This window comes from Ignavibacterium sp., from assembly GCF_025998815.1.
Lineage (GTDB): Bacteria > Bacteroidota > Ignavibacteria > Ignavibacteriales > Ignavibacteriaceae > Ignavibacterium.
On sequence record NZ_AP026678.1, the window covers coordinates 3,055,788 to 3,081,927 of the forward strand.

Here is a 26,140-nt window from a genome sequence, read left to right on the forward strand (position 1 = left end):
TAATATTGTTTAGTAATTGAAAACAATTACTATTGATTGAGCATTACCATTCGCTTCATTCAATTCAAATAAATCAATAAGTGAAAGAAAAATCTATTATGGAAATTTTAATAAATGATAAAAACACAGAACTAAATGAAACTAAGAGTAAAACCGAAGTTTTAAGTTATCTCGAATCAAAAGTTAAGCAATGGATGGAACAACATATTGCAAAGCGTAAACTTTGGTTTTCAAGTGACTTTCTTCCTGTGGATGAGAAAAACTCTGATGACCAAAATAAAATTGTTGATGGACTTAGAGAAAGGGCAAAAGGAATTAAAGATCCGGCAAGAGTTGCCGTTGCTCTTAATCTTTTAACCGAAGAAGGTTTACCACACTTTCACAGATTGATTGCTCATCATCTTGGCTCAGATAGTTTCTGGTCCAAATGGAATAATATGTGGACAGCAGAAGAGGATCGCCACGGAAATATTCTTCGTGACTATGCAAGAGATTCACGCTTGTTCAGATTTAAAGAAGTTGAAATGATGCAATTCTATTATCAGGAAGCAGGCTTTAATCCTGATTGGGATAAAGATCCATACAAAGTTTTTGTCTATACAACTTTGCAGGAAAGAGCAACTCAATTTTCACATAAAAATACAGGCAAACTTGTTGGCGAGGATGAACCATTATTGAATGGAATACTCAGTAACATTGCTGCAGACGAAGCAAAGCATTTCACATTTTACAGAAATGTATTTAAAGAAGTTTTAAATCTTGATCCAAATCGCGCAATGGTTTCAGCATCTGAAATAATGCCTGCCATTGATATGCCGGGACTTTCAATGCCTAACTTTAGAGAAATGGCTGATGTTGTAAGAAGAGTTGGAATTTATGGTCCGAGAGATTATAAAAACATTGTTGAAGAAGCAATTAAGTTCTGGGAAATTGAATTGATTACAGGTTTAAATGAAGCTGCTAAAAAAGCTCAGGAAAAAATTCTTGCAATTCCAAAAAGATTAGAAAAAGTTGCAGAGTATGTTGAGAAGAGAACAGAATCAAAAACCTTTTCATTCGATTTTATCTACAACAGAATACTTGCATTTGAATAATAATTCAGGTCATTTTATCTCTGTGGTTCTCCGTGATATCTCTGAATTATTCTCAGTGTAACTTTTAATGTCTAAGGAAGCTTTTAAACTGTACGCGAGTATTTTGCCTTATCTTCCTTTCGTTCGATATATCCATCAAAGTTCATAGCGATGTTACGGATGAGCATTCTCCCCATATTTTTTACTTTCAGACCTTTATCGGTAAGCTCGATTAATTCATCATCAATCATCTCATTAAGGTTACTCAATCCCCAGGCAAAATACTTTTTAAAGTTGATGTTGTACTTATTTTCAATTTCTTCAAAGTCCAACTCGAAATTGCACATCAGTTTCATTATTACATCACGTCTTAAATGATCATCTTCAGTCAGGCGATAACCTTTTGCAGTTGGCAATCGTTCTTCATCCAAAGCAGAGTAATATTCTTTTTCGGTTTTATAATTCTGCGCATAAATGTTCTTCAGTTGTGAGATGGAAGTAATTCCCATTGCATAGAGGTCTGCACCAGCATTTGTGCTGTAACCCTGAAAATTTCTGTATAACTTTTTCTCTCTCATTGCAACAGCAAGTTCATCATTAGGTTTCGCAAAGTGATCCATTCCAATAAACTCATATCCAGCTGAAGTGAGTTTTTCAATTGTCATTTTTAGAATTTCAAGTTTTACTTCAGGTGCAGGTATATCTTGGGGATGAATAAGTGCCATGTGTTTTTTCATCCAGGGAACATGCGCATAATTGAATACTGCAATTCTATCCGGTGAGATATCAATTATTTTATCAACTGTGTCTGCAAAAGTTTCTACTGTCTGGAAAGGCAATCCATAAATTAAATCAAGATTGATGCTGTGAAATCCAAGTTCTCTTACCCAGTTAACAGTTTGTCTGGTTATATCTTCAGGTTGAATTCTGTTAACAGCTTTCTGAACTTTTTCATTAAAGTCCTGAACACCCATACTTATTCTGTTGAATCCGTTATTACGCAAAGCTTCAAGATGTGCTTTAGTCAATTCACGCGGATCAATTTCACAACTAATTTCTGCATCAGGTTTGAACTGAAAATTCTTATTGATGTATGATGCAAGGTCATTTATTTCATCCGGACTAAGATGAGTTGGAGTTCCTCCACCCCAGTGATGCTGTGCTACTTTTCTGTCAGGAAGAAGATATTGTCTCAACAGATCAATTTCTTTTTTAACATAGCTGATGTATTCTTTTATTCTGTCTCTGTTTCTGGTAATAATCATATTGCAGCCACAGAAGTAACAGAGAGTATCGCAGTAGGGAAGATGAAAGTAAAGAGATAAATCAGGAAGATTCTCGCCGTAATTTGTTTTAACTATTTCATCGAGATAATCTTCGTGAGTAAAGTTTTCATTAAACTGCGGCGCAGTTGGATAGCTCGTGTAACGAGGTCCGGGTTTGTCATATTTTTTGAATTTTGTTAAGTCTATTTCGAACATGATATCTCCTTTCTTAAACGCTGAGACGCTGAGGCGCAGAGTTAAAAATTATTAACAATTCTTCTAAAACCTTCAACTAAATTGGGAACATTGAAGTTTTTTAAATATCCAAGTTCCTTTCTGTTAATCCGTGATAAGTTAAAAGTTGCGCAGTATGAACAGGAAGTAAACTTTCAACTGCTTTCAACTCAATAATTATTTCATTCTCAACCAAAATATCAATTTTGAATTCAGCATTTAAATCTTCACCTTTACATAAAACTGGAACAGGTACTTGTCTTTTTACATTTAATTTTCTTAGTGTCAATTCTTTAAATAAAGATAATTCATAAACTTTCTCCAATAATCCAGGTCATAATATTTTATTTACCTCGATTGAAGCATCTAAAATAATCGATCCCAGTCTATTTAATTCATCTCTGTTCAATTTGTCTGCGTCTCCGCGTCTCTGTGGTGAAATATTTTACTTTCTTCTTTCACATACTGAACAAGTGCTTTTACATTTTCGGGATCAACATCAGGAAGAACACCGTGACCAAGATTGAATATATGTCCGCTTCCTTCACCAAAGGATTGAAGCACAGAAATTACTTCCTGCTTAATATAATTTTTATTTGCATAAAGAACAGTAGGATCAAGATTGCCCTGAAGTGCAACACGATTACCAACCAATTTTCTTACATCACCAAGATTCATAGTCCAATCAAGACCAAGAACATCTGCTCCGATATTAGCCATCTTAATCAAATTATGATGAACTCCTTTTGCAAAGAAAATAACCGGCTCATCTTTTCTTTTAAGTTGAGTAATAATTTTTTCAACATAAGGAAGAGAAAATTCCAGAAAATCTTTTTGTGATAAAATTCCTCCCCAGGTATCAAAAATCTGAACGGCGTTACAACCGGCTTCAATCTTTGCAGAAAGATAATCTGCAATGGTATCCGAAAGATCATTCAGCAATTTATGAGCAAGTTTCGGATTGTTATAGATGAGTTTTTTTACTTCAGAAAAATTCTTTGAACCACGACCTTCTACCATATAAGTTAGTAGTGTCCATGGTGAACCACTGAATCCAATCAACGGGACTCGGCCGTTTAATTCTTTCTTTGTCAATCTTACTGCATCCAAAACATAATTTAATTCTTTCTCAGGAATAACTTTCTTTAATTGCTTCGCATCATTTTCATTTCTGATAGGTTTATGAAAAATCGGTCCTTTGCCTTCGTGCATTTCCAGATGCATTCCCATTGCTTCCGGAATTACAAGTATATCAGAGAAAATTATAGCAGCATCAACACCAAGAATATCAATCGGTTGAATTGTCACTTCAGCAGCAAGTTCGGGGGTTTTGCACATAGTAAGAAAATCTGCTTTAGCACGAACTGCCTGATATTCAGGTAAATATCTTCCGGCCTGACGCATTATCCAGATTGGTGTTCTTTCGACAGGTTGTCTTTTACACGCACGAAGGAATAAATCATTATTTAATTTTTCCAAAATAAACTCCGTTATTTTTCTTTTGAACGATAATACTCAATCATTTTATTTGCTAATCCTTTGATTGTAAATTCAGAAGGCATAATGCTTACTTTAACTTTTTTCGATTCAATTGCTGATTTGGTTGTTGGACCAATTGCAGCTACATCAACACCTTTGAAATACAAAGTCGGATTATCAATTTTCATAATAGTCAGGAAATTTTCGAAAGTAGATGGACTTGTGAAAACATAAACATCGGGCTTTGATCCTTTTAATTGTTTCAGACTTTCTTCAATAACACTTTTTCTTGGAAGAGAAACATTATAAACAGGAACTGTTTTAATGATTGCTCCAAGCTCTTCTAATCCTTTGGGTAGTTCAGCACGACCAATTGCAGAGCGGGGAATAAATACAACTTTGTTTTTAAGATTATATTTTGATAATGCTTCAACTACACCTTCGCCTGAAAATTTCTCAGGAATAATATTTACAGGAATTTTATATTGTTCACAAACCTGACTTGTCTTACTTCCAATTGCTACTACTTTTGTTTTTGAGTAATCAAATTCTTTCTGAAGTTCATCCAATCTCTGGACAAACATTGTTACTGTGTGTGCAGAAGTAAAAATCAGAAAATCAATTCTATCTTTACCAAATATTACTTCATCAAAACTTTTCCAGCTTGTTGGCGGAACGATTTCAAGAGTAGGAAAGATTATAACTTTTGCTCCAAGCTCACTGAATGCAGAAGCTGATTCGGCAGATTGCTCAACTGTTCTGGTTAATACAATTGTTTTGTTCTTTAAAGGTCTTATCATCGAGTTTTCAAATCCGGCATAAATTGCGTGTAGAATAAAAACAAACAGATTTTCTTTTTCTGAAATTAATTGTTCATCTGAAAAATTATTTTCTATACTTCTTTTAACTGAATTAAAAATATTTCCAATAATTAATCTGACGGCAAAATCTTCCTCAACATCTCTGAACAATTTCTCTCTTTTCCCTTTATAAATAATATCACTAAGTAATGAACTCAACTCCTCAGTCTTCAATTTAACTGCAGAATTAATAACTTCATCATCTTTGGAAAGATGGCTGTAATAAATTTTAAAGAAGTTTTTGTGTGATATTAAAAACTGAAATAATGATGAAACATAAGAATAAAGAGATTCGATTATGAAAGATTCATTATTCAAACCTGATTTAACTGAAGCTACTAACTTTTCGAGATTTGAATTAATGATTTCTTCGTAAAGCTTTTCTTTTGAATCAAAGTAATTGTATAAAGTACCTTTTGCTACTTTACTGAGATGGGCAACATCATCCATCATTACTTCGTAGTAATCTTTCCTCGCAAAAAGTTCTGTGGCTTTATCAATAATAATTTCTTTTCTTTGTCTCTTTAATACAGCTCTGCTTTTACTCACACCAAACTCAGTTGATTTTCCAATCATTTTTTGAAAGTACTTCGCCTGTTGATGAATCAATAATCATTTCCTGACCACTTGCTCTGTAACCAAATTCACCTTCATTTTCTGTAAGAGTTGAATTTATGTTCCAGACATATTTACCATAGACAGGATCATAAATGAATGATAATTTCCAATCCTTAATTCCTTTCTCAAGTCCGTGCTGCTCGGCGATAGCTCTCGCGCTTTTTTCGTCAATAGAGAATTTACAGTCACCGGGATTTTTAACACATTCAGGAATTCCAAATACATCAAAGTTATTATTTACATTGCCTAAAGTATCAACAATAAATCTGATATCACCTTTAACAAAAGGTTTTTCCGGAACATAAAGTTTATAAACAAGAAAATATCCGTTTTCAACTTTTGTGCAATTATCAAAATCAGGTTGGATATAATTTTCAAAAAAGTTTTCTCCGGTTTTTGATGCGATATATTTCTCAGCATTCTTAAATACATAAATCGGAATGTCTGTATCATCATAATCAAACTTGGAACCAGAACAGGATGTTATCAAAACCAAAAGTGTTCCGATAGATAAAAGCTTAATAAAATTTTTTGCTTTCATTTTATTTTCTTGAATTGTTATAAACTTCTTCCAGAATTTTGTTTGCACCGGCTCTAAGCAAATCTTTTGCAAGTGACTTACCAAGTTTTTCCGGTTCATCTTTTTTCCCACGAACTTTTTTTCTGAATGTAATGGAACCATCAAGACTTCCAACCATTGCATCGAGATAAAGTCCGTTGGGTTTAATTTCCGCAAAAGCTCCGATGGGAACCTGACATCCGCCTTCGAGTGCTTTGAGTAAAGCTCTTTCAGCAGTTACTGCGATAAAAGTATCGTTATGATGAATAGATTGCACAAGTTCAAAGGCAAAAAGATTTTCTGAATGAATTTCAATTCCCAAAGCTCCTTGCCCAACTGCCGGAAGAATTTCATCTTTACTAATGTATGATGAGATATACTTTTTCAGACCAAGTCTTTCGACTCCTGCACGAGCGAGTATAATTCCATCCCAATCAGATTCAAGAAATTTTTTTATTCTTGATGGAACATTTCCGCGAAGATCTACAACTTTAATATCCGGACGAAGATGCTGAAGCTGTGCTCTTCTTCTTAATGAACCTGTAGCCACAACAGCATTTTCAGGAAGTGAAAAAATTGTTGTTCCTTTTTTTCTGGCAATCAGAACATCTTCAACATCGTGACGCTTTGTAACTGCTGCTAATTTTAATCCTTCAGGTATCTGAGTTTGTAAGTCCTTGAGTGAGTGGACAGCCAAATCAATTCTTTTATTCAGTAATTCAACTTCAAGTTCTTTTGTGAATAGAGATTTGTCGCCAATTTTTGACAAAGCAACATCAAGGATTTTATCGCCTTTAGTTTTAATAATTTTAATTTCAACAGAAAGACCGCGATGTTTTTTTTCTAATTCCTTTTTAACAAAATTTGCTTGCCAAAGTGCAAGCTCACTACCGCGTGAACCAATTATTAATTTTTTATTCAATTTTTGTCCTGCTGATTTTGTTTATTTCCTGTTAGACCGAATAATTCTCTGATTACACTTAACTTAATTGAAGATAAATCTGAAGCGGAGTTTTCATCCGAAAGTTTTTTCAATTCAACAGTCGGATGATGCAATATTTTATTGATTATTCTTTTGGTAATTATCTCAAGCTTCTCTCTGTCTTCTTCAGAAAATTTGTTTATGTTCTTTTCAACTTCTTCTGCACGAATAGCTTCAAAGTAATCCCTCAGATCTTTAATTGTTGGAGCAACCTGAAGTGAATTATACCAATCAAAGAAAGCATCAAGTTCTTCCTGAATAATTTTTTCTACTTTCGGAATTTCATTCCGTCGCTTTGCGAGATTTTGCTGCACAATTACATTCAGCGAATCAATATCATGATAAAAAACATAATCAATATCTTTACAAGCCGGATCAACATCTCTCGGAATTGCAATATCCATTATAACGAGTGACTCATAATTTCTTTTCTTCATCGTCTTTTCAATATCATCCTTTGTAAGGATAATATTTTCAGAACTCGTAGCACTGATAATTATATCAAACTTGTGAAGATGTTCTTTGAATGTATCAAAAGGGAAGACTGCAGTATTTAACTCAGTTGCAAGCTTCTCTGCTTTTTCAAAAGTACGATTAGTTAATGTAAGTCTTCCGATTCCTCTGTCTCTTAAATGTTTTGCAGCAATCTCTCCGGTTTCTCCTGTTCCGATTACTAAAGCAGATTTTTTAGAAAGGTTTGCAAAAATCTTTTCAACAAGTTGAACAGCTGCGTAACTTACGGTGACAGCACCTTCACTAATTGCAGTTTCATTGATTGCTCTTTTGCCAACACGAACGGCAGCATCCATTAAACGCTTGACTAAAAATCCTGCAAAGTTCATCTCTTCAGAAATGATGAAGGAATCTTTCACCTGTTTGAAAATCTGATTATCGCCAATCAAAAGTGAGTCAATTCCAGTTGCAACTCTGAATAAATGTTCAACTGATTCTCTTGAAATAAATTTCTGAAAATTTTCTTCGGAAACTTTTGCAGCCGACTTAAAATTGATTATAAGATTCTGTAGATCGAGATGAGTAATTCCTTCCTGCTTCGGAATTCCGTAAATCTCAGTACGATTGCAGGTTGATATAACTATTCCTTCAGATAAAATTTTATCTTTAGTCTGTTGAATAAGATTCCGGATTTCTTCTTCGCTTAAGTGAAGTGCTTCTCTTAAATCTACCGGAGCAGTTCTGTGATTAATTGATATTCCTAATAAGTTCATCGTATCTTAATAAAATGAATGAAAACTTCTTGCTAAAAAGTTGGTTAGAATAGTTGAGAAAATTGCAAGTGTAAAACCAATTATCGAAAGTATTATAAGTTTCTTGCCTCGCCATTTACCGGTAATTTTATTTATCAAACCAATGCCATATAAAATCCATACGAGCATTGTTCCAATTAATTTTGGGTCAGTGTATGAAAAATCCGGAAATGCCTGAGGCAACCAGATAATTCCGATTATAATCGCAATAGTAAGTAGAACAAAACCAATAACTGCAGAATAAAAACTTAACTTCTCAAGTACTTCCAGATTAGGAAGTCGATCGAATATTAATCCAAATTTACTTGTCTTGAGTTCTTTGTAAAGAATCAAATACAGAAATCCATAAACGGCTGATATAGTAATTCCGGCATATCCAAGCAGTGCACTGAAAACATGACTTCCAAGTAAATTACTTCGTAATACTTCCTTCACTTCAATCAGATCTTCAATAAAGAATGAAGAAATTATCTGAAACAGAATTGAAATGATGATAATAAACATTCCTGTTCCGCGGATATCAGTAACAAGCTCAAGAATAAAGTATGAAAAGCTGATTGAGAAAGCGAGCACAGTAAATATTTCAAATACATTTGTAATAGGTGGATGATCAAACTCAATTGTTCTGAGCATAAGATAAAGGAAATGAAGAAGTAAAGTCAGAAATAAAAATAATCTTTTAGAATTATGAAATTTTTCTCCGCCTTTATAAAAATCATATAAATAGATTATAAAGGTAATCAGATAGAAAAAAGGAAGAAGAGCATTCAAAGTATGTATGAAAGGTATCATAATATTTAACTTAATTTGAATTTATTTATCACCACCAAGAATTATTGGTAAACCTTCTTTGCCGGATCCAATTACAACAATCTTTGAATTAGGAGAGTTTGCAAGCTTCTCAGTTGCTTCGATGCCTTTCCATTTTAAAAGTTGTTCACTAATTCCTTGCGAAACAATTTTCTGAAAATCAGATATTCCTTGTGCTTCAATCTTTTTTCGTTCTGCTTCGAGTCTTTCCTTTTCAAGAATAAATTGCATTCTCTGACTTTCCTGCTCAGCTTTAAGCTTCTCTTCAATTGATGCTGTAAGTCCTGGAGGAAGGGTAATTTTTCTTAATGCTGCAGCTTCAATAGTTACTCCGCGCGGACCGACTAAAGATGTAAGTTCCTGTTCAATTTGTTTAGCGAGTTTTTCTCTTTCAGCTGTGTATAAAGCTCTTGCTTCATATTTTGATGTTACACCTCTTACAACTGAACGAAATTGCGGCACAACAATCTTGTCAACATAGTCTTCGCCAACAGTTTTGTAAATCTTATTCGCATTCTGAAAACTTAAAGAATAAAGTAAACTAATTTCTAACTGAACACTCAAACCTTCTTTTGAAGGCACCGTCATTTCTTCTTTTAACTCTTGTGTTCTTGCATCGAACTTAACAACATTTGCAAGAGGATTAACTAAGTTAACTCCGGGATAGAGAGTGTTATCACTAACATTACCAAAAAAATCAATTACTCCAACATGTCCGGCTGGGATGACTGTGAACAATTGCGCAAATGCGATGAACAATGCAACTAAAAATCCGATTAGTGAAAAAGTAGCTTCGGCTTTGTTGAATTTTTTCTTTGCATTTATATGCACAAACAAAGCTGCAATTGCTGCAAGAGAAGCTAAAATAAATAGCATATTTTCCTCTTAAAAAGATTATTTTACTTGTTAAATATACATTTGAAGTGGTTTATAATAAAGGAAGCCACAAGTCGCATTAACATTGTGTGATAATTTTGACTTGTGGCTTTAAAGGCAGTTATTATGATGTAAATTACTTTTTATATTCCTTTAAAAAGCCCTTGAACTCCCGTAAGTGTGATTCTTCCTGAGCAAGCAAACCGATTACCATATCCTGAGTAACATAATCAACACCTTCGCAAAGTTTGATGATTTTGTTGTATTGCTCAATTGCACCTTTTTCAGCTTCAATCACTCCTTCAATTACAGATACAACATCAGTGGTATCATCTTTTGTTTGCAGAGATTTCTGCTCAGCTTTAAAGTGCATTGAACTTTCAACAAGTCCATCCAGTTCTTTTATTCTTTTTGCAAGAGTCTGAGCGTGAGTTAATTCCTCGGCAATGTCAACTGCCAGAGATTTTTTTATTTCCTCTGCTCTTACACCATCAAGATTAACTGAGTTGGAAATGTAATTCATCACTGTTTCTATTTCCATCCAATAACTTTTTTGAAGTTCTTTTGCTATTTCTTGTCTTGTTGCCATAACCTGTCTCCTTTAGTTTATTATTTTTTTAATTAACAGAGGACTTTTAGTTTTTTTATTAGATAACTTAATTGCATTGAGGATTCTATTTTCTGCTAATTTAATTTTTTCATCCGAATCTGAAAATAACTCTGCAAATACATCGCCTTTATTAATTTTATCGCCCAATTTGTAATGAAAGATAATTCCCGCTTTCGGATCAATCCTGTCTTCTTTCTTTAATCTTCCTGCGCCAAGGTCAATTGCAGCCATTCCGATTTCATAAGTATCAACAAAAGAAAGAAAACCTTCGTTCAACATTTTAATTTTCTTGTGATATTTAGATTTTGGATACCGAGCAGGATTTTTTATATAGGAGATATCTCCACCCTGAGCTTTAACAATTTCCAAAAATTTATCGAAAGCTTTTCCGGAGTTTAATAAAGTTATCGCTTTTTCAATTCCATCTTCGAGCGAGTTTGCTTTTTTACCAAGATAAATCATCGCACCGGCAAGTATTAAAGAAAGTTCTGTTAAGTCGTTTTTCTTACCATCTCTTAATACTTCAATTGATTCATAAACTTCAAGCCAGTTACCGATATAATTTCCAAGTGGTTGGTTCATATCGGTTATAAATGCAAGACATTTTTTGCCAAATGCTTTTGCAGTATCGGAAAGGGAATAGGCGAGTTGTTCTGCATCTTTCATTTGTTTCATAAAAGCACCGTTACCGGTTTTAACATCAAGAACAAGTGCATCAATTCCTTCAGCAAGTTTTTTACTCATAATGCTTCCGGTAATTAAAGAAATTGATTCAACTGTTGCAGTAACATCGCGGAGTGAATAAATAAGTTTATCGGCTGGTGCAATTTCTTTTGTTTGTCCTATTAGAACAGCGCCCGTTTTCTTCAAAACATTCTTGTATTCTTTCAGATTCAAATCGGTTCTGAAGCCGGGAATTGATTCAAGTTTATCTAAAGTGCCACCAGTATGACCAAGACCTCTTCCGGAAATCATTGGAACATAAACTCCTGCAGCGGCAACTATTGGTGCAATTATCAAGTGAAGTTTTATCACCAACTCCACCCGTTGAGTGTTTGTCAACTTTAACGCCTTTGATTGATGAAAGGTCAACAACCTTCCCGCTGTAAAGCATTGCTTTTGTTAATGCAGCAGTTTCGGTTTTGTTCAAACCATTTAGGAAAGCTGCCATCAGAAAAGCAGAAAACTGATAGTCGGGAATTTTACCTTTTGTGTATGAAGAAACAAGGAATTCTATTTCTTCTTTTGTAAGAGAATGTTTATCTCTCTTCTTGCGGATAATTTCTATTGTGTTCATACCGAAATATAAATCTTTCTTTTATTATAAGTTTTGATATTTGTAAAAAGTAAGCATTCATTGTTGTTTAACTTAAGAAACAAATACAACAAGTATTTTGAGCTTTGTTGTATAGCCACAGGCAAATATTTATCTTTGCCCACAAAATAATGAAGGAGTATTTAACTTAAGATGCATTTTAAGAGACGAACTCACACTTGTGGTGAACTTAGAGAAAAAAATATTGGAGAGAATGTAATTCTTCACGGTTGGGTTGATAAAAGAAGAGACCTTGGCGGAGTTATATTTATAGAGCTCCGTGATCGTTACGGAATAACTCAGGTGGTTTTTGAACCAACTTTTAACAAAGAAGCTCATCACGAAGCAAAAGATCTAAGAAGTGAGTTTGTAATTTCAATTGAAGGTGTTGTTAGAAAACGGCCGGAAGGAACAGAAAACCCGGAACTTGAAACAGGACAAATTGATGTGATGGTTAATAAACTTATTATTCTTAATGAAGCAGCAACACCGCCTTTCCCAGTCAGAGATGATATTGATACTCACGAAGATTTAAGATTGAAATATCGTTATCTGGATTTACGAAGACCGAAACTTCAGAAAAATTTGTTGCTTCGGCATAAAATGTATCAACTTACTCGAAAATATTTTGATCAGAATAATTTTGTGGAAGTAGAAACTCCGGTACTAATGAAAAGTACCCCCGAAGGGGCAAGAGATTTTCTTGTACCAAGCCGGTTGCATAAAGGAAAGTTCTATGCGCTTCCGCAATCTCCGCAAACTTACAAACAAATACTTATGGTTTCCGGACTTGACAGATATTTCCAAATCGTAAAGTGTTTTCGTGATGAGGATTTAAGAGCTGATCGTCAACCGGAGTTTACTCAGATTGATGTTGAAATGTCTTTTGTCGATCAGGAAGATATATTTCCAGATTGTTGAAGGATTGATGAAAATAATGTTCAGAGAAATCTGGAATAAAGACCTGCAGACTCCGATTCCGAGATTATCATTCGATGAGGCAATGGAAAAATACGGAAGTGACAAACCTGATTTACGATTTGATCTCGAAATGAAAAATCTAAATCACATCTTTGAGAAGACTGAATTCAGAGTCTTCAAAGATGCAATCGAAAGTGATGGAATTATATCAGGTTTACTTGCACCCTGGTTGTGGCGAATATACGAGAAATCAACTTGATGTGCTCACAGATTTTGTAAAAGGATTTGGTGCAAAAGGTTTAATTTGGATAAGAGTTAAACAGACAGATAGCGGACTTGAACTTGAATCACCAACAATGAAATTTTTTACAGATGAAGAAAAACAAAATCTGATTAAAGAACTGAATGCAAAAGCCGGCGATTTAATTTTCATCTTATCAGGTAACAGAATTAAAACACTTAACATTGCCGGACAACTCAGATTAGAAATGGCGCGCAGACTTGATTTGATTAAACCTGATTCGGAACCAAAATTGCTTTGGGTAACTGATTTTCCATTATTCGAATGGGACGAAGAAACAAAAAGATATTATGCAATGCATCATCCATTTACATCACCAAGAATTGAAGACATTCCGCTGATGGAAACTGATCCATCAAAAGTTAAAGCACGAGCTTATGATCTTGTACTTAACGGAAATGAAATTGCCGGTGGAAGTATCAGAATTCACAATTCCGAATTACAAGCAAAGATGTTTAAAGTTCTCGGAATCTCTGAAGAAGAAGCACAGACAAAATTCGGCTTCTTGATGAATGCTTTCAAATATGGTGCACCACCACACGGCGGAATCGCATTTGGCTTTGACAGAATGGCTATGATATTTGCAGGAGAAAATTCCATTCGTGATGTAATTGCATTTCCAAAAACTGCCAGTGGGATTTCACTGATGGATGATTCGCCTTCGTATGTTGATGAAGCTCAATTAAGAGAATTGCATATAAAGGTAAGGTAGTTGACAAATAATTGAATGACAGATTCAAAAAGGCCATATAATTTTTTCATTGAAAATTACACTGAGTTAACTGGCTTTTTTGTTTTCCTGGTTTATATTTTGACTGTTGGAAGATCCATCGGTGAATTTGACTCTGGTGAATTGGCATTAGCACAAGCTACACTTAGTATACCTCATCCAACCGGTTATCCGCTTTTCTCTCTGCTTGGTTTCCTATTTAGTAAAATCCCATTACCAATTTCAACTTTAATCAAATTGAATTTATTGAATTCCATTTGGTGTACATTAACAGTTATAGTTTTAATAAAGACCTCTTTATTATTATTAAACAATTTGGAACTAATATTTAATAAAAAAATTCTTCAATCAAAGATTAATTTCAATATTCCGCAATCTCATAAAATTGCCATTTCTATTTTTTCAGGATTAATGCTGGCATTTAGTGCAACATTTTGGCTAAACAGTACTAAAGTCGAAGTTTATACTCTACAGATTTTTCTTACATCTCTTATCGTATATAATTCTCTGAAAATTTTCTTAAAGGAAGTAAATTCTTTAGCTGAAAAATGTTACAAAAAAATATTAAAAGACTGGCTACTTGTTGCAATATTAATTGGATTAGCTTTCTCAAATCATTTAATGACAATTTACCTATTGCCTGCTACTTTCATATTATTTTTTCTTATTAATAAAATTAGTAAAGACAGTATTAAAGGATTTTTGATTCTTGTCTTAGTTGGAATTTCTATCTCTTCAGTTTTTTATTTGATGATGATGTTCAGAGCGCAAACTTCTCCGCCCTGGTCATATGGCGACCCTTCTGATTTTCATCGGTTAATTGATCATATTACTGCAAAAGAATATTCAAAATATGTTTTAGATAGCACTGAAGGATTACTTCAACAAAGTTACAAATTGTTAAAGATGCTCAGTTTTAATTTTATCCCTTCGACATTTTCGATGGGGGAATTTGGGTTATCTTTATTTCTGGGAATAGCCGGGGTAATACTTATTTCTTTTCTTAAAAGAGAATTAGCACTTTATCAATACTTAATTTTAATTGTTTCGATCGCTACCGCTTTAATTTATCATATTCCTGATATTAACGAATATTTTCTGGTTGCATTTTGGATATTGAGTCTTGCCTCTGTTCTGCCTGTTATCTTTTTACTTTTAATTATCGATGTCAGAATTTTATTAAAACGGATTGTTTTTCTTTTATTAGCTTTCTTAATTGTGTTGCAGTTCTTTGTAAATTATAAATACGCCGATAGATCTGAATTTTTTGTGATAGAAGACTTTTTAAAATCTTCAATTGGAGAATTACCACCAAACTCGATATTATTGACAGATAACTGGAGTTCAATAATATCGCCGGCTTTGTTTTATCAGAATGTTGAGAATTTCCGAAAGGATGTTAACATAATAAGTCCATCCGGTTACATAGAATTTGATTGGTATAGGAAATTTAAGTCAACACAAATTTATGATAAAGATTATGTTTTAATTCCTATGACGAATACATATGTGGCATTCGATGTCGCATATAAACTTATTAGCAAAGGGATTCTAAAAATTCCCGAGCATTTTTCTTTAATTCCTATGAGAAATTTTTTTATGATTGGAACTGACAGCAGCTATTATCCGATTGATTTTGTTGAGAACAAAGTAAGATTTAGTAAATATCTTTCTAGTGAATCCGAAAAATATATCAGAGAATTAATCCCTTATATGCTTGAGCAGCGGCTACTTTATGAGCTAAAGTTCAATAAAATAGATATTGCAAAAAAAATTACTAAAGACATTCAAAATAATTTTCCATCTTATAAATTATCTGAAAAAACTTTAGTTGAGTTAATTAAAAACAAAATCCTTTAATATTAATTTTTATATGATGACAAGTAATCGATCGGAAATTTTTTTTAGGATTCTATCAAAATCTTATCATATCCTGACAGGTATTTTTGTTTTTGTTGTATATTATTTAACAACATCTCGTTCTATTGGAGAAATTGATTCAGGTGAACTTGCTGCTGTGCAGGCGACCTGGGGAATTGCTCATCCGACAGGTTATCCACTATTTGCAATTACAGGTTATATTTATTCGAAAATTCCTTTTGCTCAACCATTAATATTTCAGTTAAATCTTTTACAATGCATTTTTAATTCATTTACAGTCGTCGTTTTAATAAAATTAATTGAGAAAGTACTGTTCAATTTTAATTTATTCATAAATGAAGTTAGATTTCCTGCGTTATCAAAATTAAAATTTAATCGTTGGACTATTCATAATTACATCTATAATAGGGGGATTGACTTATGCATTCAGTATAACTTTTTGGAAGCAAGCAACTCGGGTTGAAGTTTATTCTCTCCAAATATTTTTAACTTCGATTATAATATTTTCGTTGATTAGTATCCTAATAAACCATCTCAAGTCTGAAACGATAAAAAATAAACAATGGTATTTTACTGCTGTTATGATTGGGTTGGCGTTTTCGAATCATATGATGACACTCTATCTTTTGCCGGCAACTGTCTATCTCTTTTTCTTAATCAATCGTTTTGAAAAACAATCATTTTATCTCTTCATCAGATTATTCTTAATTTCTTTTTCAATTGCTTTCTTTTTCTATTTGTTGATGATGTTCCGAGCTCAGAGCAATCCTGAATTTACTTTTATGAATGAGCCAAGATCATTCCCGGCTTTAATTGATTATGTGACGAGGGAAATACTATGAGAGTAAAATGTTTCAGGGAGCTGAATCAATAAGACAACAGACATATCAGTTCCTGAATATTTTAAGTTTCAATAAACAAACTGGGTTTACGGGAGGTGAATTTGGGTTTCTTCATTACTTACTGTATTTAGTGGTCTGATTTTTTTATTTAGCTTTATGAAGAGATTAAGAACGTTTTATTTCCTTCTTATCAGCCACATCATTATTCTTTGTTCTCAATTATTCCATTCCGGATATAGATGAGTACTTCCTCGTAATATTTTTATTATTTTCGATAGCATCTTCAATAATTGTTGCAGTCCTTTCAACTGTTTCCAAAAAATTTCAACCGCTTCTATTGGGTTTCTTTTGTAGATTATAATTCTTTGGCAACTTTATTTGAATTTTCCTGAAGATTGATCGAAGTAAAGATTTTATTGTGGAAGACTATAGCAGAGAAGTTCTGAATCAAATACCTCAAAATAAAATTCTACTTACCAGTGATTGGCCTTTGTTTGCTGCTCCATCTTTTTTCCTTCAGTATGCACTTGGTTACAGAAAAGATGTTGAAGTACTTGGCGTTGAAATGCTTACCTCTTCCTTCTTACAAATTAGATGTCAAGCAAAAATTTGGTTCTGTGGAAAATCTTTTGAAAGAATGATTATTATATTACTTTTGATGTATTTAAGGATTACATACAGAAAGGGTAAGTTTAATCTGGGTGATAAAACGACTTATACCTGAAGGACTTTGTTTCAGGGTATCAAACGATAGTGCTTATAGTGCAATTTTATCAGTTACCGAAGAAAACGAGATTTCTGCGAAAAGAGAACAATTTTTCACGAATATATTTATCATCTGATTGGATTTATGATTGAAGCACGAGCCAGATATGAGATCGATACACGGAATAGAATTGACAAAGCAAAATAATTAATAACTTTCATTCATAGGAAAGATTATCCCGATTATTCGACTTAGTCCGGATTTGAGGACCTTATATTCAGAACTGAGAGATCTTAAGATTTCTTCTGGAAAAGATTACCCAGTTAGTAAGAAAATATTTCCGATGCTGATCGTTACTCTGAACATTCCTACCAGTACTGAGTATCAAGAATTAATTACCGAATTTCAGTAAAAATTATCGGGAAAAATTTCAAATCCGATTTTTCCACCTATTTCTACATCAAAATTCATCTCACTTCTATAGTAATGATTCCAAGATGCACTGGCACAATTCTTTGAATATTATAAACCGAAAGCGAAATTAAAGTGTTCTGATTAAGATTGTAACTAAGAATTGTTCTTGTAAATATTGCTTGTAGAATTTGCCGATAAGATAGGAATTAGATGAAGAAATTTAAACAGCTTCATCTCACATCGGCATAAAAATTAATAATCAAAAATAAGCGAGGCAAAATAAAATGGGACAACAACAATTACTTTTAATAGTTTTAGGTGTAATAATAGTCGGAATTGCAGTATTATCGGTATTTATGCTTTTCAAAGCTTCATTCAGTTGAAAACAAGAGAGATACTGTAATAAATGAAAGTGTAAATATAGGAACATTAGCATTACAGTATTACAAGAAAGCTAGACTGTATGGTGGTGGTGAATATTCTTTTCAGGTTGGGATATACCAAATAAATTGAAATCACAACATAATGGTAATTATACAGCTCAAGTTTATCAACGATAGTGTGGTAATAACCGGAAGTTGGTAATGAATATGTTACATCTGGCGTATTAGTTGAAGTAAAACAACAGTAGATCGAAATGGCATTAAAACTGAAGTCATTAACTAAACAATAACTTAATTAACTCATAACAAACAAATATAAGGAGATCTAAAATGGGTCAACAACAACTTCTCTTAATCGTTCTTGGCGTTATCATAGTCGGTATCGCTATAGTAGTTGGTATTAACCTTTTCAACGCAAATGCTGAAGAATCAGCAAAAGATACAATGGTATCTGAGGGTACAAATCTCGGTGCTTTAGCTCAGCAGTACTACAAAAAACCCACAGCAATGGGCGGTGGTGGAAACACATTTACAGGGTGGACTATTCCTTCTAAACTTGTAAATACTCCAACCGGTTCTTGGAATGCTGTAGTTAGTACCGATAATGTAGTTCTAACAGGAACACCAAACGACTATACCTGGACAGTTACAACAACTGTTCGTGATACATCAATTGTTTCAGTTGTAAATGACTAGTTCTCTATCCTGATCAGTAACAGAGCTGGCAGAGATGTCAGCTCTTTTTATTTTAAACTTGCAGTAATTTTTCATAATTATCTGGATAAGTCATCTGAGCTGAAGATAGTTGAAGTTAAATTTATTTCTTTTCAATTAACTATAAGAAAAAAATCAACATGTTTTGAAGTGTATTGCAAGAATTTTTTACACTATCGTTTCTTTTTTGCATATCACTTTTTAAAATCCGATTAAAAAGCTATCGATTATTTAATACAAAAAACGCATTTAAATTCTGGAACTATATTTGACACTTGTGTAGATAATAAAAACAAACACGAGTGAGAAATGGTTGAATTCAAATTTACAGCTCAAAAAGTCAACGGCCAGACAATAACCGGTACACTCTCTCTGCTAATGCACTTAGTGAAGGTAAGAAAAAACTTTCCGCCCTTGCTGAGAAGAATCAATTAAAAGTTCTTTCAATTGAAAAGAAGAGAACTTTCTTATATAAAGCCCAAAAAGGAAATGACAAGCCAATTAAAGGTGAACAGAAAGCATTCAACAAAAAGGAAGTTGAGGATGCTTTGACCAGACTTGGTTACAAAGTAATTTCTGTTAACCAAAAGCTGATAGATCTTCAGGCAAAGCCACCAGTTCAGGAAATAGTTACCTTTGTAAAAATCAGTGCTGAACTATTAGAGCAAAAACTTTCCTATGGTGAAATTCTGAACCTGCTTATTAATGATACTCAGAATGCAACTCTCAAAAACACTCTAAAAGAAATTAATAACGAACTTAAAAAAGGTGCTGACAGCCAGGTTACATTTTTAAAGTATCAGGATGTATTTGGTAAGTTTACTGCTTATATGCTTGGCCTTGCTTCAAAGTCTGGTAATATGACTGAGATTTATAAAGCTACAGCAAAGTTTCTTGAGCGAAGACAGGAGTTCAGGAAAAACTTAAGAAGCGCTCTTATCACTCCTATTAGTTACTGTGTTTGTTTTATTCCTGGCTGTTATTTTCTATGTCGGATATATCTTTCCCTGAAACAGCAAAGTTGTTTGTTCGCTTCGGAGTTGAGTTACCCCCTATGACTGCTTTTACATTAAAGATTAGTGATTTTTTGATTGAGAATCCTTATCTTGTGGCCGCTTTTATGATAATTCCGCCGGTTGCACTTGTTTTATTTTTCACGTACAGATAAAGGTGCGTACTTGATCGATAAATGGATTTTGACATTACCGGTTATCGGTCCATCTGATTCACAAAACATTAATCGAAGTTTTCTGTCGTGTTTTCTATGCCTTGTATACAGTGGTTCGGCAGAAAGTATTGAACCTATAAGAATTGCTGCAGAGGCTGCCGGTAACAGATACTTTGAAGACAGAATTAAAAATGTTGCTATTCCTCTTATGATTAAAAAAGGTGTTGGAGTTACAGAAGCATTCGAAGCTTCAGGTGTATTTACTGAAACTGCATTGTCAAGATTTCACTCAGGTGAGGAAACCGGAACCATTAAGAATACGGCATTGCAGCTTAGCAAATTACTATGAAGCTGAGACAGTCTATAAACTCAAAAACTTAATTGAACTTATTCAGGTTGCCATTGCTATGATAATAATGGTTGTTATGATTGCATTGACTTTAGTGTCCGCAGAAACTGCAACCGTAAGACCTAAAACCCCCGGAACAGCATCAGTAACAACTAATACGGAATTCAGAGTCAGCATGATTGATACAAATCTCGAGATGAGCGACAAAATCGGTTATCTCCTTTACAAAAAGGGGATAATCGATGCTCAGACACTTGAGAGGGCTATTAACGCCAAGAACAATGATAAAAGCAAAGTCAAAAGAAATCTTGCGCAGATACTTGTGCAGGATTTTGGTTATGATCACGATGTAATTTTCCGTGAAGTTGCAATTCTATATGCTTTCCGTGAATTAGATACCAAGCCTGAAGAAATACCGGAAAGTCGTTTACAATTAATTCGGAATCTAATTGAAAGTGGTGGAGAAAACTTAAAGAAGATGATGCTTGATCATGGCGTCATTCCTTTTATGTTTGATGATAAAAATCGTGATAAACTTATACTTGCTGCAACCGATCCGACTGACAGAGAAATTGCTAAAATTGCTTTTGGTTTAAATGCTAAAAAACATGAAGTAATCTTCATTAAGAAAAAAGATTACGATAAACTAATCAATATAATTCTCCCACCTGAAAATGAATTCCTGAAGGAACTTGAAAAAGAACAGCAGGAATTTCTTGAAGCGCCCGTTGATGACAGTGGTATTGATGAACAGGAACTTGAAGCTGAAATAAATAGAAGTGCTCTTATAAATCTTGTTGAAGGTGCTTTGATTGAAGGAGTTAGAAAAGGTGCAAGTGATATACACTTCATTCCTCGCTCCGGAAATAAAACAGATATTATGTTCAGAATTGATGGAAACTTACAGTTATGGCACACACAGGAAAATACTTTACCAGAAGCTGTTGTAGCTGTAGTTAAAGACCGTTCAAAAGGTATGGACAGATTTGAAAGAGAAATGGCGCAGGATGGATTTATACAAAGAGAGATTGATAATCATATTATAAGATTTCGTGTTTCTATTCTTCCAATGGTTGGCACTGAACTTAAAAACAAATTTGAAAGTGTTGTAATAAGAATACTTGATGACAGAAAAGTTATTAAGGATTTAGATAAATTAGGTCTGGCGGGCTACGCCAGAAAGGCATTTGAAAAAGCCATCAACGAACCACAGGGAATGGTAATCTTAACCGGTCCTACGGGAAGTGGTAAAAGTACTACATTAGTTGCAGCTTTGTACCAGGTAATCACCCCAGAAGTGAATGTGCTTACTGTAGAAGATCCTGTTGAATATGTAATAGAAGGTGCGCGACAATTAAAGATTGGATTCAAGATGAACTTTGAGCAAGCGATAAGGTCTATACTTCGTCATGATCCTGATATTGTATTAGTTGGTGAGATGAGAGATAGAGAGACCGCTGAGACCGCTATAAAACTTGCTAATACAGGTCACTTAACATTTTCCACACTCCACACGAACGATGCTCCAAGCGCTGTATCAAGATTGTATAAAATGGGCATTGAGCCATTCTTAATTGCCTATGCAATTAATCTTATTGTTGCTCAACGACTTATCAGAAGACTTTGCAATAACTGTAAAAAGAAAGTTGTAAACTTCGACGAAGATTTAATGCAGGCAGCTGGTTTAAATATTGCTGAATGGAGAAATTATACAATCTATCAGGCAGTTGGTTGCGATCAGTGTAATCATACTGGATATAAAGGAAGAATTGCCATTCACGAAGCATTATATTTTACAAAAGAGATAAGACATATTATAGTTAAAGCAGGTGAAGAAGTTGATGAAGAAAAAATTCGTGAACAGGCAAGAAAAGATGGAACACTCACCTTGAGGGAAGCCGGCTTAGAGAAAGTTAAAATGGGTTTAACATCGATTGAAGAAGTTCTGGCAAATACAACAGAACAGTAAAATTTTATTGCACCTTGTAAAAATTACCTTACATTTAAGGATAACTGAATAAAAAAAATTCTAAAAGTAACTAAAACTTTTTCCTAAGTCTGGTATAGTTTTATATATAATATTATATATGTAAAATAAATTTTAGGGAGTATTGTGAACGTTCAAGAAGAAAAAAAAGTACTTGAAGTTTTCTGCAGAACAATTCCCGAAGGCTTGTTTGGTCCTGATCGTGTTCATTATATAATAGAGAATATCGACAAGATTAAAGATCAGGATAAAATACTTCTCCGTAAACTTTTCAATAAATTTCTCACTAGTATGATTGAGCGCGATGCTTCAGATATTGAAGTCGGTGGTCATGGTAATTGCGGTTATATCTGGATGAGAGTCTATGGTAATAAAGAAAGAGCAAAGGACCTCCCGCAATTTTCAGACGATGAAGCAGCAACAATTATAATTAACCTTCTGAATACTAATCAAAGAAAACACCTTTGGGAAAATAAAAACCTGGATTTCAGTTACACTTTTCTTTATGAAAGAAGAAATGTAAATGTAAGATTCAGAGCAGATGCTTATTTTGATCTGGATACTTTGACTCTGAATATGAGAGCAATTAACCAGACAATAAGACCACTTGCGAGTTTAGAGTTTCATCCAAATGTGGTCCGGACAATGAGCCATGGTTATATTAAATTTGGTTTATCTCTGATTACAGGTATAACTGGTTCCGGTAAATCAACAACACTTGATTCTATTGTTGATCATCATAATAAATTTGACCCTTGTCATATCATAATAATTGCAGCGCCTATTGAATATGTTCACACTTCAAATGTTTCGTTGATTAAACATCGTGAAGTAGGAAGAGATGTTGCAACATTTAAAGATGGAATTGTACAGGCATTAAGACAAGATCCTGATATTATAATCGTTGGTGAAATGAGAGACCCGGATACTATTATGGCTGCTCTCGAAGTAACCGACACAGGTCATAAAGTATTTTCAACATTACATACTTCTTCTGCCGTTGAATCCATCGACAGAATTATAGCAGAAGTTCATCCTACAGAACAGGAGCGTGTGCGAAACAGATTAGCTGATGTACTTATTTCAATCGTATCACAGAAACTTGTTCCGAGTCTGGATGGTAAGCGAGTTCTTGCAAAAGAAGTACTTATTGTTACCCCGAGTGTTAAAGCAGCAATAAAAAATAATAACACAAGTGAAATTTATATGATGATGAATCAGGGTGGCGCACAGGGAATGATCACTATGGAACAAGATTTAAAGAGATTATATTTGGAGAAGAAAATTTCTTTGGAAACAGCAATTACTTACGCAAACAACAAAACAAGAATTCATCAAATACTAGCAGCATAAAAAATGAAGACAATCGCCTGCATATATTGCGAAGGCAACGATACAAAACTTGCAGTCGTGACTAAAGAAAAAGGAAGTACGAAGCTTAAAGTGCTTAGTACTGCCGCAGTTGATGTTGTGTCTCCTAAAGTTGGAACAGAATCAACTACCCCCTTTAGTCTCGATACAGAAGGACTTCAACTTGAAGGGATTGATTCAAATCCTGAAGCAGCAGCAGGATTAATCGGTGAAGCAGATTCTCCGAGCATCATTGCGATGGCTCAGGCATTTAAGAATATCAATCCTGCGAAAGTTGAATTCATCCCGGCACTTACAGAACCTGCCATTTTCTATCATACTTATGAGGGAAGAAAAGACCTTAAACCTCAGAAAATTATTGAGTCTTTGATTAATGAAATCAGAGATTCAAAAAATATTAATGTGGAGAAAGGCAGTATTGACTATACAGAACTTTCCGACGGTGGTTTACTTGCAGCATTCGTCGACGGACAAGTTGCTTGTGTAAATCTGATCAACGGAATTGCAAATCATTTCGGCAAGAAGTTCTTCAAAGTGCCTACAATTAAAAGTGCCGATGTTGCACTTGCTTACTATGTGGCTAAACGCAAAAAATTCTTCCCGGATGATCAAAGTCTGATTGTCTATATCGGGAAAGAATACAGTAAATTAATTTTCTTACACGGAAGAAAATTAAAACACATCGGAACTACACTTGATATAGGTACACTTAATCTTCATACTTACGATGTTTACTTCTCAAAAATACTTCTTGAGATGGAAACAGGTGGTGTATCATCACTTGATAATATTATCGTTTGTGGTGAAGATGATTCTGAAAATCTTATTCTATCTTTCTATGGTACATTTCCCGAAGCAAATGTAAGTCGTCTTGAGTTTGACGATTTTGACCTTTCTTCATTGAATGATGAAGTAAAGAGTAAGATTTCTTCTTTCAGTGTTCCGATGGCAATTGCCACCGAATATTTTGATGAACTTGCTAAAGAACATAAAGGAATAAATCTTCTTCCAAAGTACATTTCTGAAGAGCAGAAGTTCTTCCAGTTTTCCTGGCACAGTTTCGCAGTCTTACCTTTATTATTCTTAGCTCCATTTTTGATTACACTAAAAGTATTGCAGAATAATAAAGATGCTGCTCAGATGGATCAGGAAATAACTCAGAAGACTTTGCTGTTAAGGCAGAATGAAGAAGTTCTATCCAGGATTGCAGAACTTGAAGGAAAGATTAACAGCTTTGATCAAACAGTTGCTATTCTTGACTCAGCTTCTGCTGGTGCGGGTGTATGGCACGAAGTAATAAGTGATATTTCTACATTTGCAGGAAGAAAGCAGAACTTATGGCTTTCAAGAATTTCCAAGGATGATGGTCCGACCGTTTTACTTGAAGGATACGGCCTTGACAGACCTGCACTTAGTGAGTTCGCAACTAACCTGGAATCAGCAACTCTCAAGAGTGTTCTTTATGAACCGCTTAGAGAGCAAAATGCATATAAATTCAATATAATTTTTGATATATCATCATACCCGAAGAAACATGAATAAAAAACTACGAAGCACTCTGGTTCTTCTTGGTCTTCTTGTTATAATAGTTGCAGCGGGACTAATTTATCTTATTTTTATCCAGGGCAAAAAGCTGGATGAAAAAAGAGAAAAACTTAAAGAGCTTAACGCAAAGGTGATTGACCCTGTTGAGCTTAACAACCGCTATATGGAATTAGCAAAAAGATCAGCAGAACTGGACTCGATACTTGCAAACCGGAAATTCAACATTCCACAAAATCTATCATCTATAAAGTTCTTTAACTTTATTAATGGTATCATTGCTGGTTTTTCGGACCAGACACAAGTGAATGTTGAATATCTAGACCAAAAACAGGATAAAGAGTTTATAACTCATTCCTATAAACTTTCGGGTTTTGGTTACTTCAACGAAGTGTACAGATTAATTTATGCAATCGAACAGAGTAAAGAGTTGAAGAAAATCAAAACTATAAGTTTCGGAAACCTTGTTAAGACGGATAAAAACCAAAATCCATTGTTCCTTGTAAATTTTACAATGGATGTTGTGGCATATTTTTCCACCGACAGCAGATTTGCACCTGCTGTGCCTGTTGAAAACAATCTTGGAACTGGTCAAATTTATGATGCATTCTTCCCGTTGATCAGGAATGAGATTCCGCCTAATGTTGATGGTTTACTTGATGTTCAGGGTGCAAGATTGCTTGCATTAATTCCTGAGGGTGCTTTCATAGCTGACACTAAAGGTAATACTTATCTTGTTTGGGAAGGTGAGCAGGTTTATCTGGGTTATCTTACTAAAATTGATTATCAGAACAGCAAAGTCAGCTTCGTTCTTAATAAAGGTGGTATAATAGAAAATGTAGATCTTGAATTAGATCGTTCAGAGTTTAATAAGAAAAAATAAGA

General features: G+C 34.0%; 22 protein-coding genes and 2 pseudogenes. 13 read left to right on the forward strand and 11 right to left on the reverse strand.

Annotated features, from left to right (window positions below; translation table 11 throughout):
• Positions 1-98 precede the first annotated feature (98 nt).
• Positions 99-1,094 (forward strand): acyl-ACP desaturase, encoded by a 996-nt coding sequence (locus Q0X14_RS13180; RefSeq protein ID WP_297839483.1) that lies wholly within the window; start codon positions 99-101, stop codon positions 1,092-1,094.
• Between the two features lie 83 nt (positions 1,095-1,177).
• Here the strand turns inward: Q0X14_RS13180 and hemN are convergent, their stop codons facing one another.
• From hemN to Q0X14_RS13235, 11 genes and pseudogenes are all read right to left on the reverse strand, one after another.
• Positions 1,178-2,554, reverse strand: a complete 1,377-nt coding sequence (hemN, locus tag Q0X14_RS13185) for an oxygen-independent coproporphyrinogen III oxidase (RefSeq protein WP_297839486.1) — start codon at positions 2,552-2,554, stop codon at positions 1,178-1,180.
• Positions 2,555-2,654: 100 nt separating this feature from the next.
• The gene (locus Q0X14_RS13190) at positions 2,655-2,897 is read right to left on the reverse strand and encodes a GxxExxY protein (RefSeq protein WP_297839489.1); all 243 of its coding nucleotides are present in this window, start codon (positions 2,895-2,897) and stop codon (positions 2,655-2,657) included.
• Positions 2,898-2,977: 80 nt separating this feature from the next.
• A complete protein-coding gene (hemE, locus tag Q0X14_RS13195; RefSeq protein WP_297839492.1) occupies positions 2,978-4,051 on the reverse strand; it encodes a uroporphyrinogen decarboxylase in 1,074 nt (357 codons plus the stop codon).
• 11 nt (positions 4,052-4,062) lie between these two features.
• A complete protein-coding gene (locus Q0X14_RS13200; RefSeq protein WP_297839495.1) occupies positions 4,063-5,487 on the reverse strand; it encodes a uroporphyrinogen-III synthase in 1,425 nt (474 codons plus the stop codon).
• Positions 5,468-6,070 carry a hypothetical protein gene (locus tag Q0X14_RS13205; protein ID WP_297839499.1) on the reverse strand — a complete coding sequence of 201 codons (603 nt, stop codon included), beginning with the start codon at positions 6,068-6,070 and terminating at the stop codon, positions 5,468-5,470. Before Q0X14_RS13205 ends, Q0X14_RS13200 begins: the two co-directional genes overlap by 20 nt.
• 1 nt (position 6,071) lies before the next feature.
• Positions 6,072-7,010 carry a hydroxymethylbilane synthase gene (hemC, locus tag Q0X14_RS13210; protein WP_297839501.1) on the reverse strand — a complete coding sequence of 313 codons (939 nt, stop codon included), beginning with the start codon at positions 7,008-7,010 and terminating at the stop codon, positions 6,072-6,074.
• On the reverse strand, positions 7,007-8,296 hold the full coding sequence (gene hemA, locus Q0X14_RS13215; protein ID WP_297839504.1) for a glutamyl-tRNA reductase: 1,290 nt from the start codon (positions 8,294-8,296) through the stop codon (positions 7,007-7,009). Before hemA ends, hemC begins: the two co-directional genes overlap by 4 nt.
• A 6-nt stretch (positions 8,297-8,302) precedes the next feature.
• Entirely contained in the window at positions 8,303-9,127 is an 825-nt protein-coding gene (ccsA, locus tag Q0X14_RS13220; protein ID WP_297839508.1) for a cytochrome c biogenesis protein CcsA, read from the reverse strand.
• Between the two features lie 21 nt (positions 9,128-9,148).
• Entirely contained in the window at positions 9,149-10,021 is an 873-nt protein-coding gene (locus Q0X14_RS13225) for a prohibitin family protein (RefSeq protein ID WP_297839511.1), read from the reverse strand.
• A 136-nt stretch (positions 10,022-10,157) separates the two neighbouring features.
• Entirely contained in the window at positions 10,158-10,610 is a 453-nt protein-coding gene (locus Q0X14_RS13230; RefSeq protein WP_297839514.1) for a ferritin-like domain-containing protein, read from the reverse strand.
• Positions 10,611-10,622: 12 nt separating this feature from the next.
• Positions 10,623-11,928: pseudogene (locus tag Q0X14_RS13235) on the reverse strand (thymidine phosphorylase).
• Positions 11,929-12,099: 171 nt separating this feature from the next.
• On the opposite strand from Q0X14_RS13235, the pseudogene aspS reads away from it, so the two are divergent.
• The 12 genes and pseudogenes from aspS to Q0X14_RS13305 all read left to right on the forward strand — a co-directional run bounded on the left by aspS (position 12,100) and on the right by Q0X14_RS13305 (position 26,138).
• A pseudogene (gene aspS, locus Q0X14_RS15650) lies at positions 12,100-13,880 on the forward strand (aspartate--tRNA ligase).
• Positions 13,881-13,895: 15 nt separating this feature from the next.
• Positions 13,896-15,758: a DUF2723 domain-containing protein gene (locus Q0X14_RS13260; RefSeq protein WP_297839530.1), complete on the forward strand. Its 1,863-nt coding sequence runs from the start codon at positions 13,896-13,898 to the stop codon at positions 15,756-15,758.
• A gap of 16 nt (positions 15,759-15,774) precedes the next feature.
• Positions 15,775-16,242, forward strand: a complete 468-nt coding sequence (locus tag Q0X14_RS13265; RefSeq protein ID WP_297839533.1) for a DUF2723 domain-containing protein — start codon at positions 15,775-15,777, stop codon at positions 16,240-16,242.
• Positions 16,193-16,621, forward strand: a complete 429-nt coding sequence (locus Q0X14_RS15655) for a DUF2723 domain-containing protein (RefSeq protein WP_366522782.1) — start codon at positions 16,193-16,195, stop codon at positions 16,619-16,621. The genes Q0X14_RS13265 and Q0X14_RS15655 overlap by 50 nt, the downstream gene beginning before the upstream one ends.
• A gap of 418 nt (positions 16,622-17,039) precedes the next feature.
• Complete coding sequence (locus tag Q0X14_RS13270; RefSeq protein WP_297839535.1) at positions 17,040-17,345, forward strand: hypothetical protein; 306 nt, start codon at positions 17,040-17,042, stop codon at positions 17,343-17,345.
• A gap of 1,109 nt (positions 17,346-18,454) precedes the next feature.
• The gene (locus Q0X14_RS13275; protein ID WP_297839537.1) at positions 18,455-18,820 is read left to right on the forward strand and encodes a hypothetical protein; all 366 of its coding nucleotides are present in this window, start codon (positions 18,455-18,457) and stop codon (positions 18,818-18,820) included.
• Between the two features lie 566 nt (positions 18,821-19,386).
• Positions 19,387-19,896 carry a type II secretion system F family protein gene (locus tag Q0X14_RS13280; RefSeq protein WP_297839539.1) on the forward strand — a complete coding sequence of 170 codons (510 nt, stop codon included), beginning with the start codon at positions 19,387-19,389 and terminating at the stop codon, positions 19,894-19,896.
• Positions 19,897-20,016: 120 nt separating this feature from the next.
• Positions 20,017-20,355: a hypothetical protein gene (locus Q0X14_RS13285; protein ID WP_297839542.1), complete on the forward strand. Its 339-nt coding sequence runs from the start codon at positions 20,017-20,019 to the stop codon at positions 20,353-20,355.
• Positions 20,300-22,324, forward strand: a complete 2,025-nt coding sequence (locus Q0X14_RS13290) for a GspE/PulE family protein (RefSeq protein ID WP_297839544.1) — start codon at positions 20,300-20,302, stop codon at positions 22,322-22,324. Before Q0X14_RS13285 ends, Q0X14_RS13290 begins: the two co-directional genes overlap by 56 nt.
• Before the next feature lie 144 nt (positions 22,325-22,468).
• Positions 22,469-23,695 carry a PilT/PilU family type 4a pilus ATPase gene (locus Q0X14_RS13295; protein ID WP_297839548.1) on the forward strand — a complete coding sequence of 409 codons (1,227 nt, stop codon included), beginning with the start codon at positions 22,469-22,471 and terminating at the stop codon, positions 23,693-23,695.
• Between the two features lie 3 nt (positions 23,696-23,698).
• Positions 23,699-25,255, forward strand: coding sequence for a hypothetical protein (locus Q0X14_RS13300; protein ID WP_297839551.1), 1,557 nt, complete (start codon positions 23,699-23,701; stop codon positions 25,253-25,255).
• Entirely contained in the window at positions 25,248-26,138 is an 891-nt protein-coding gene (locus Q0X14_RS13305) for a hypothetical protein (protein ID WP_297839553.1), read from the forward strand. Before Q0X14_RS13300 ends, Q0X14_RS13305 begins: the two co-directional genes overlap by 8 nt.
• The last annotated feature ends 2 nt before the right edge of the window (positions 26,139-26,140 follow it).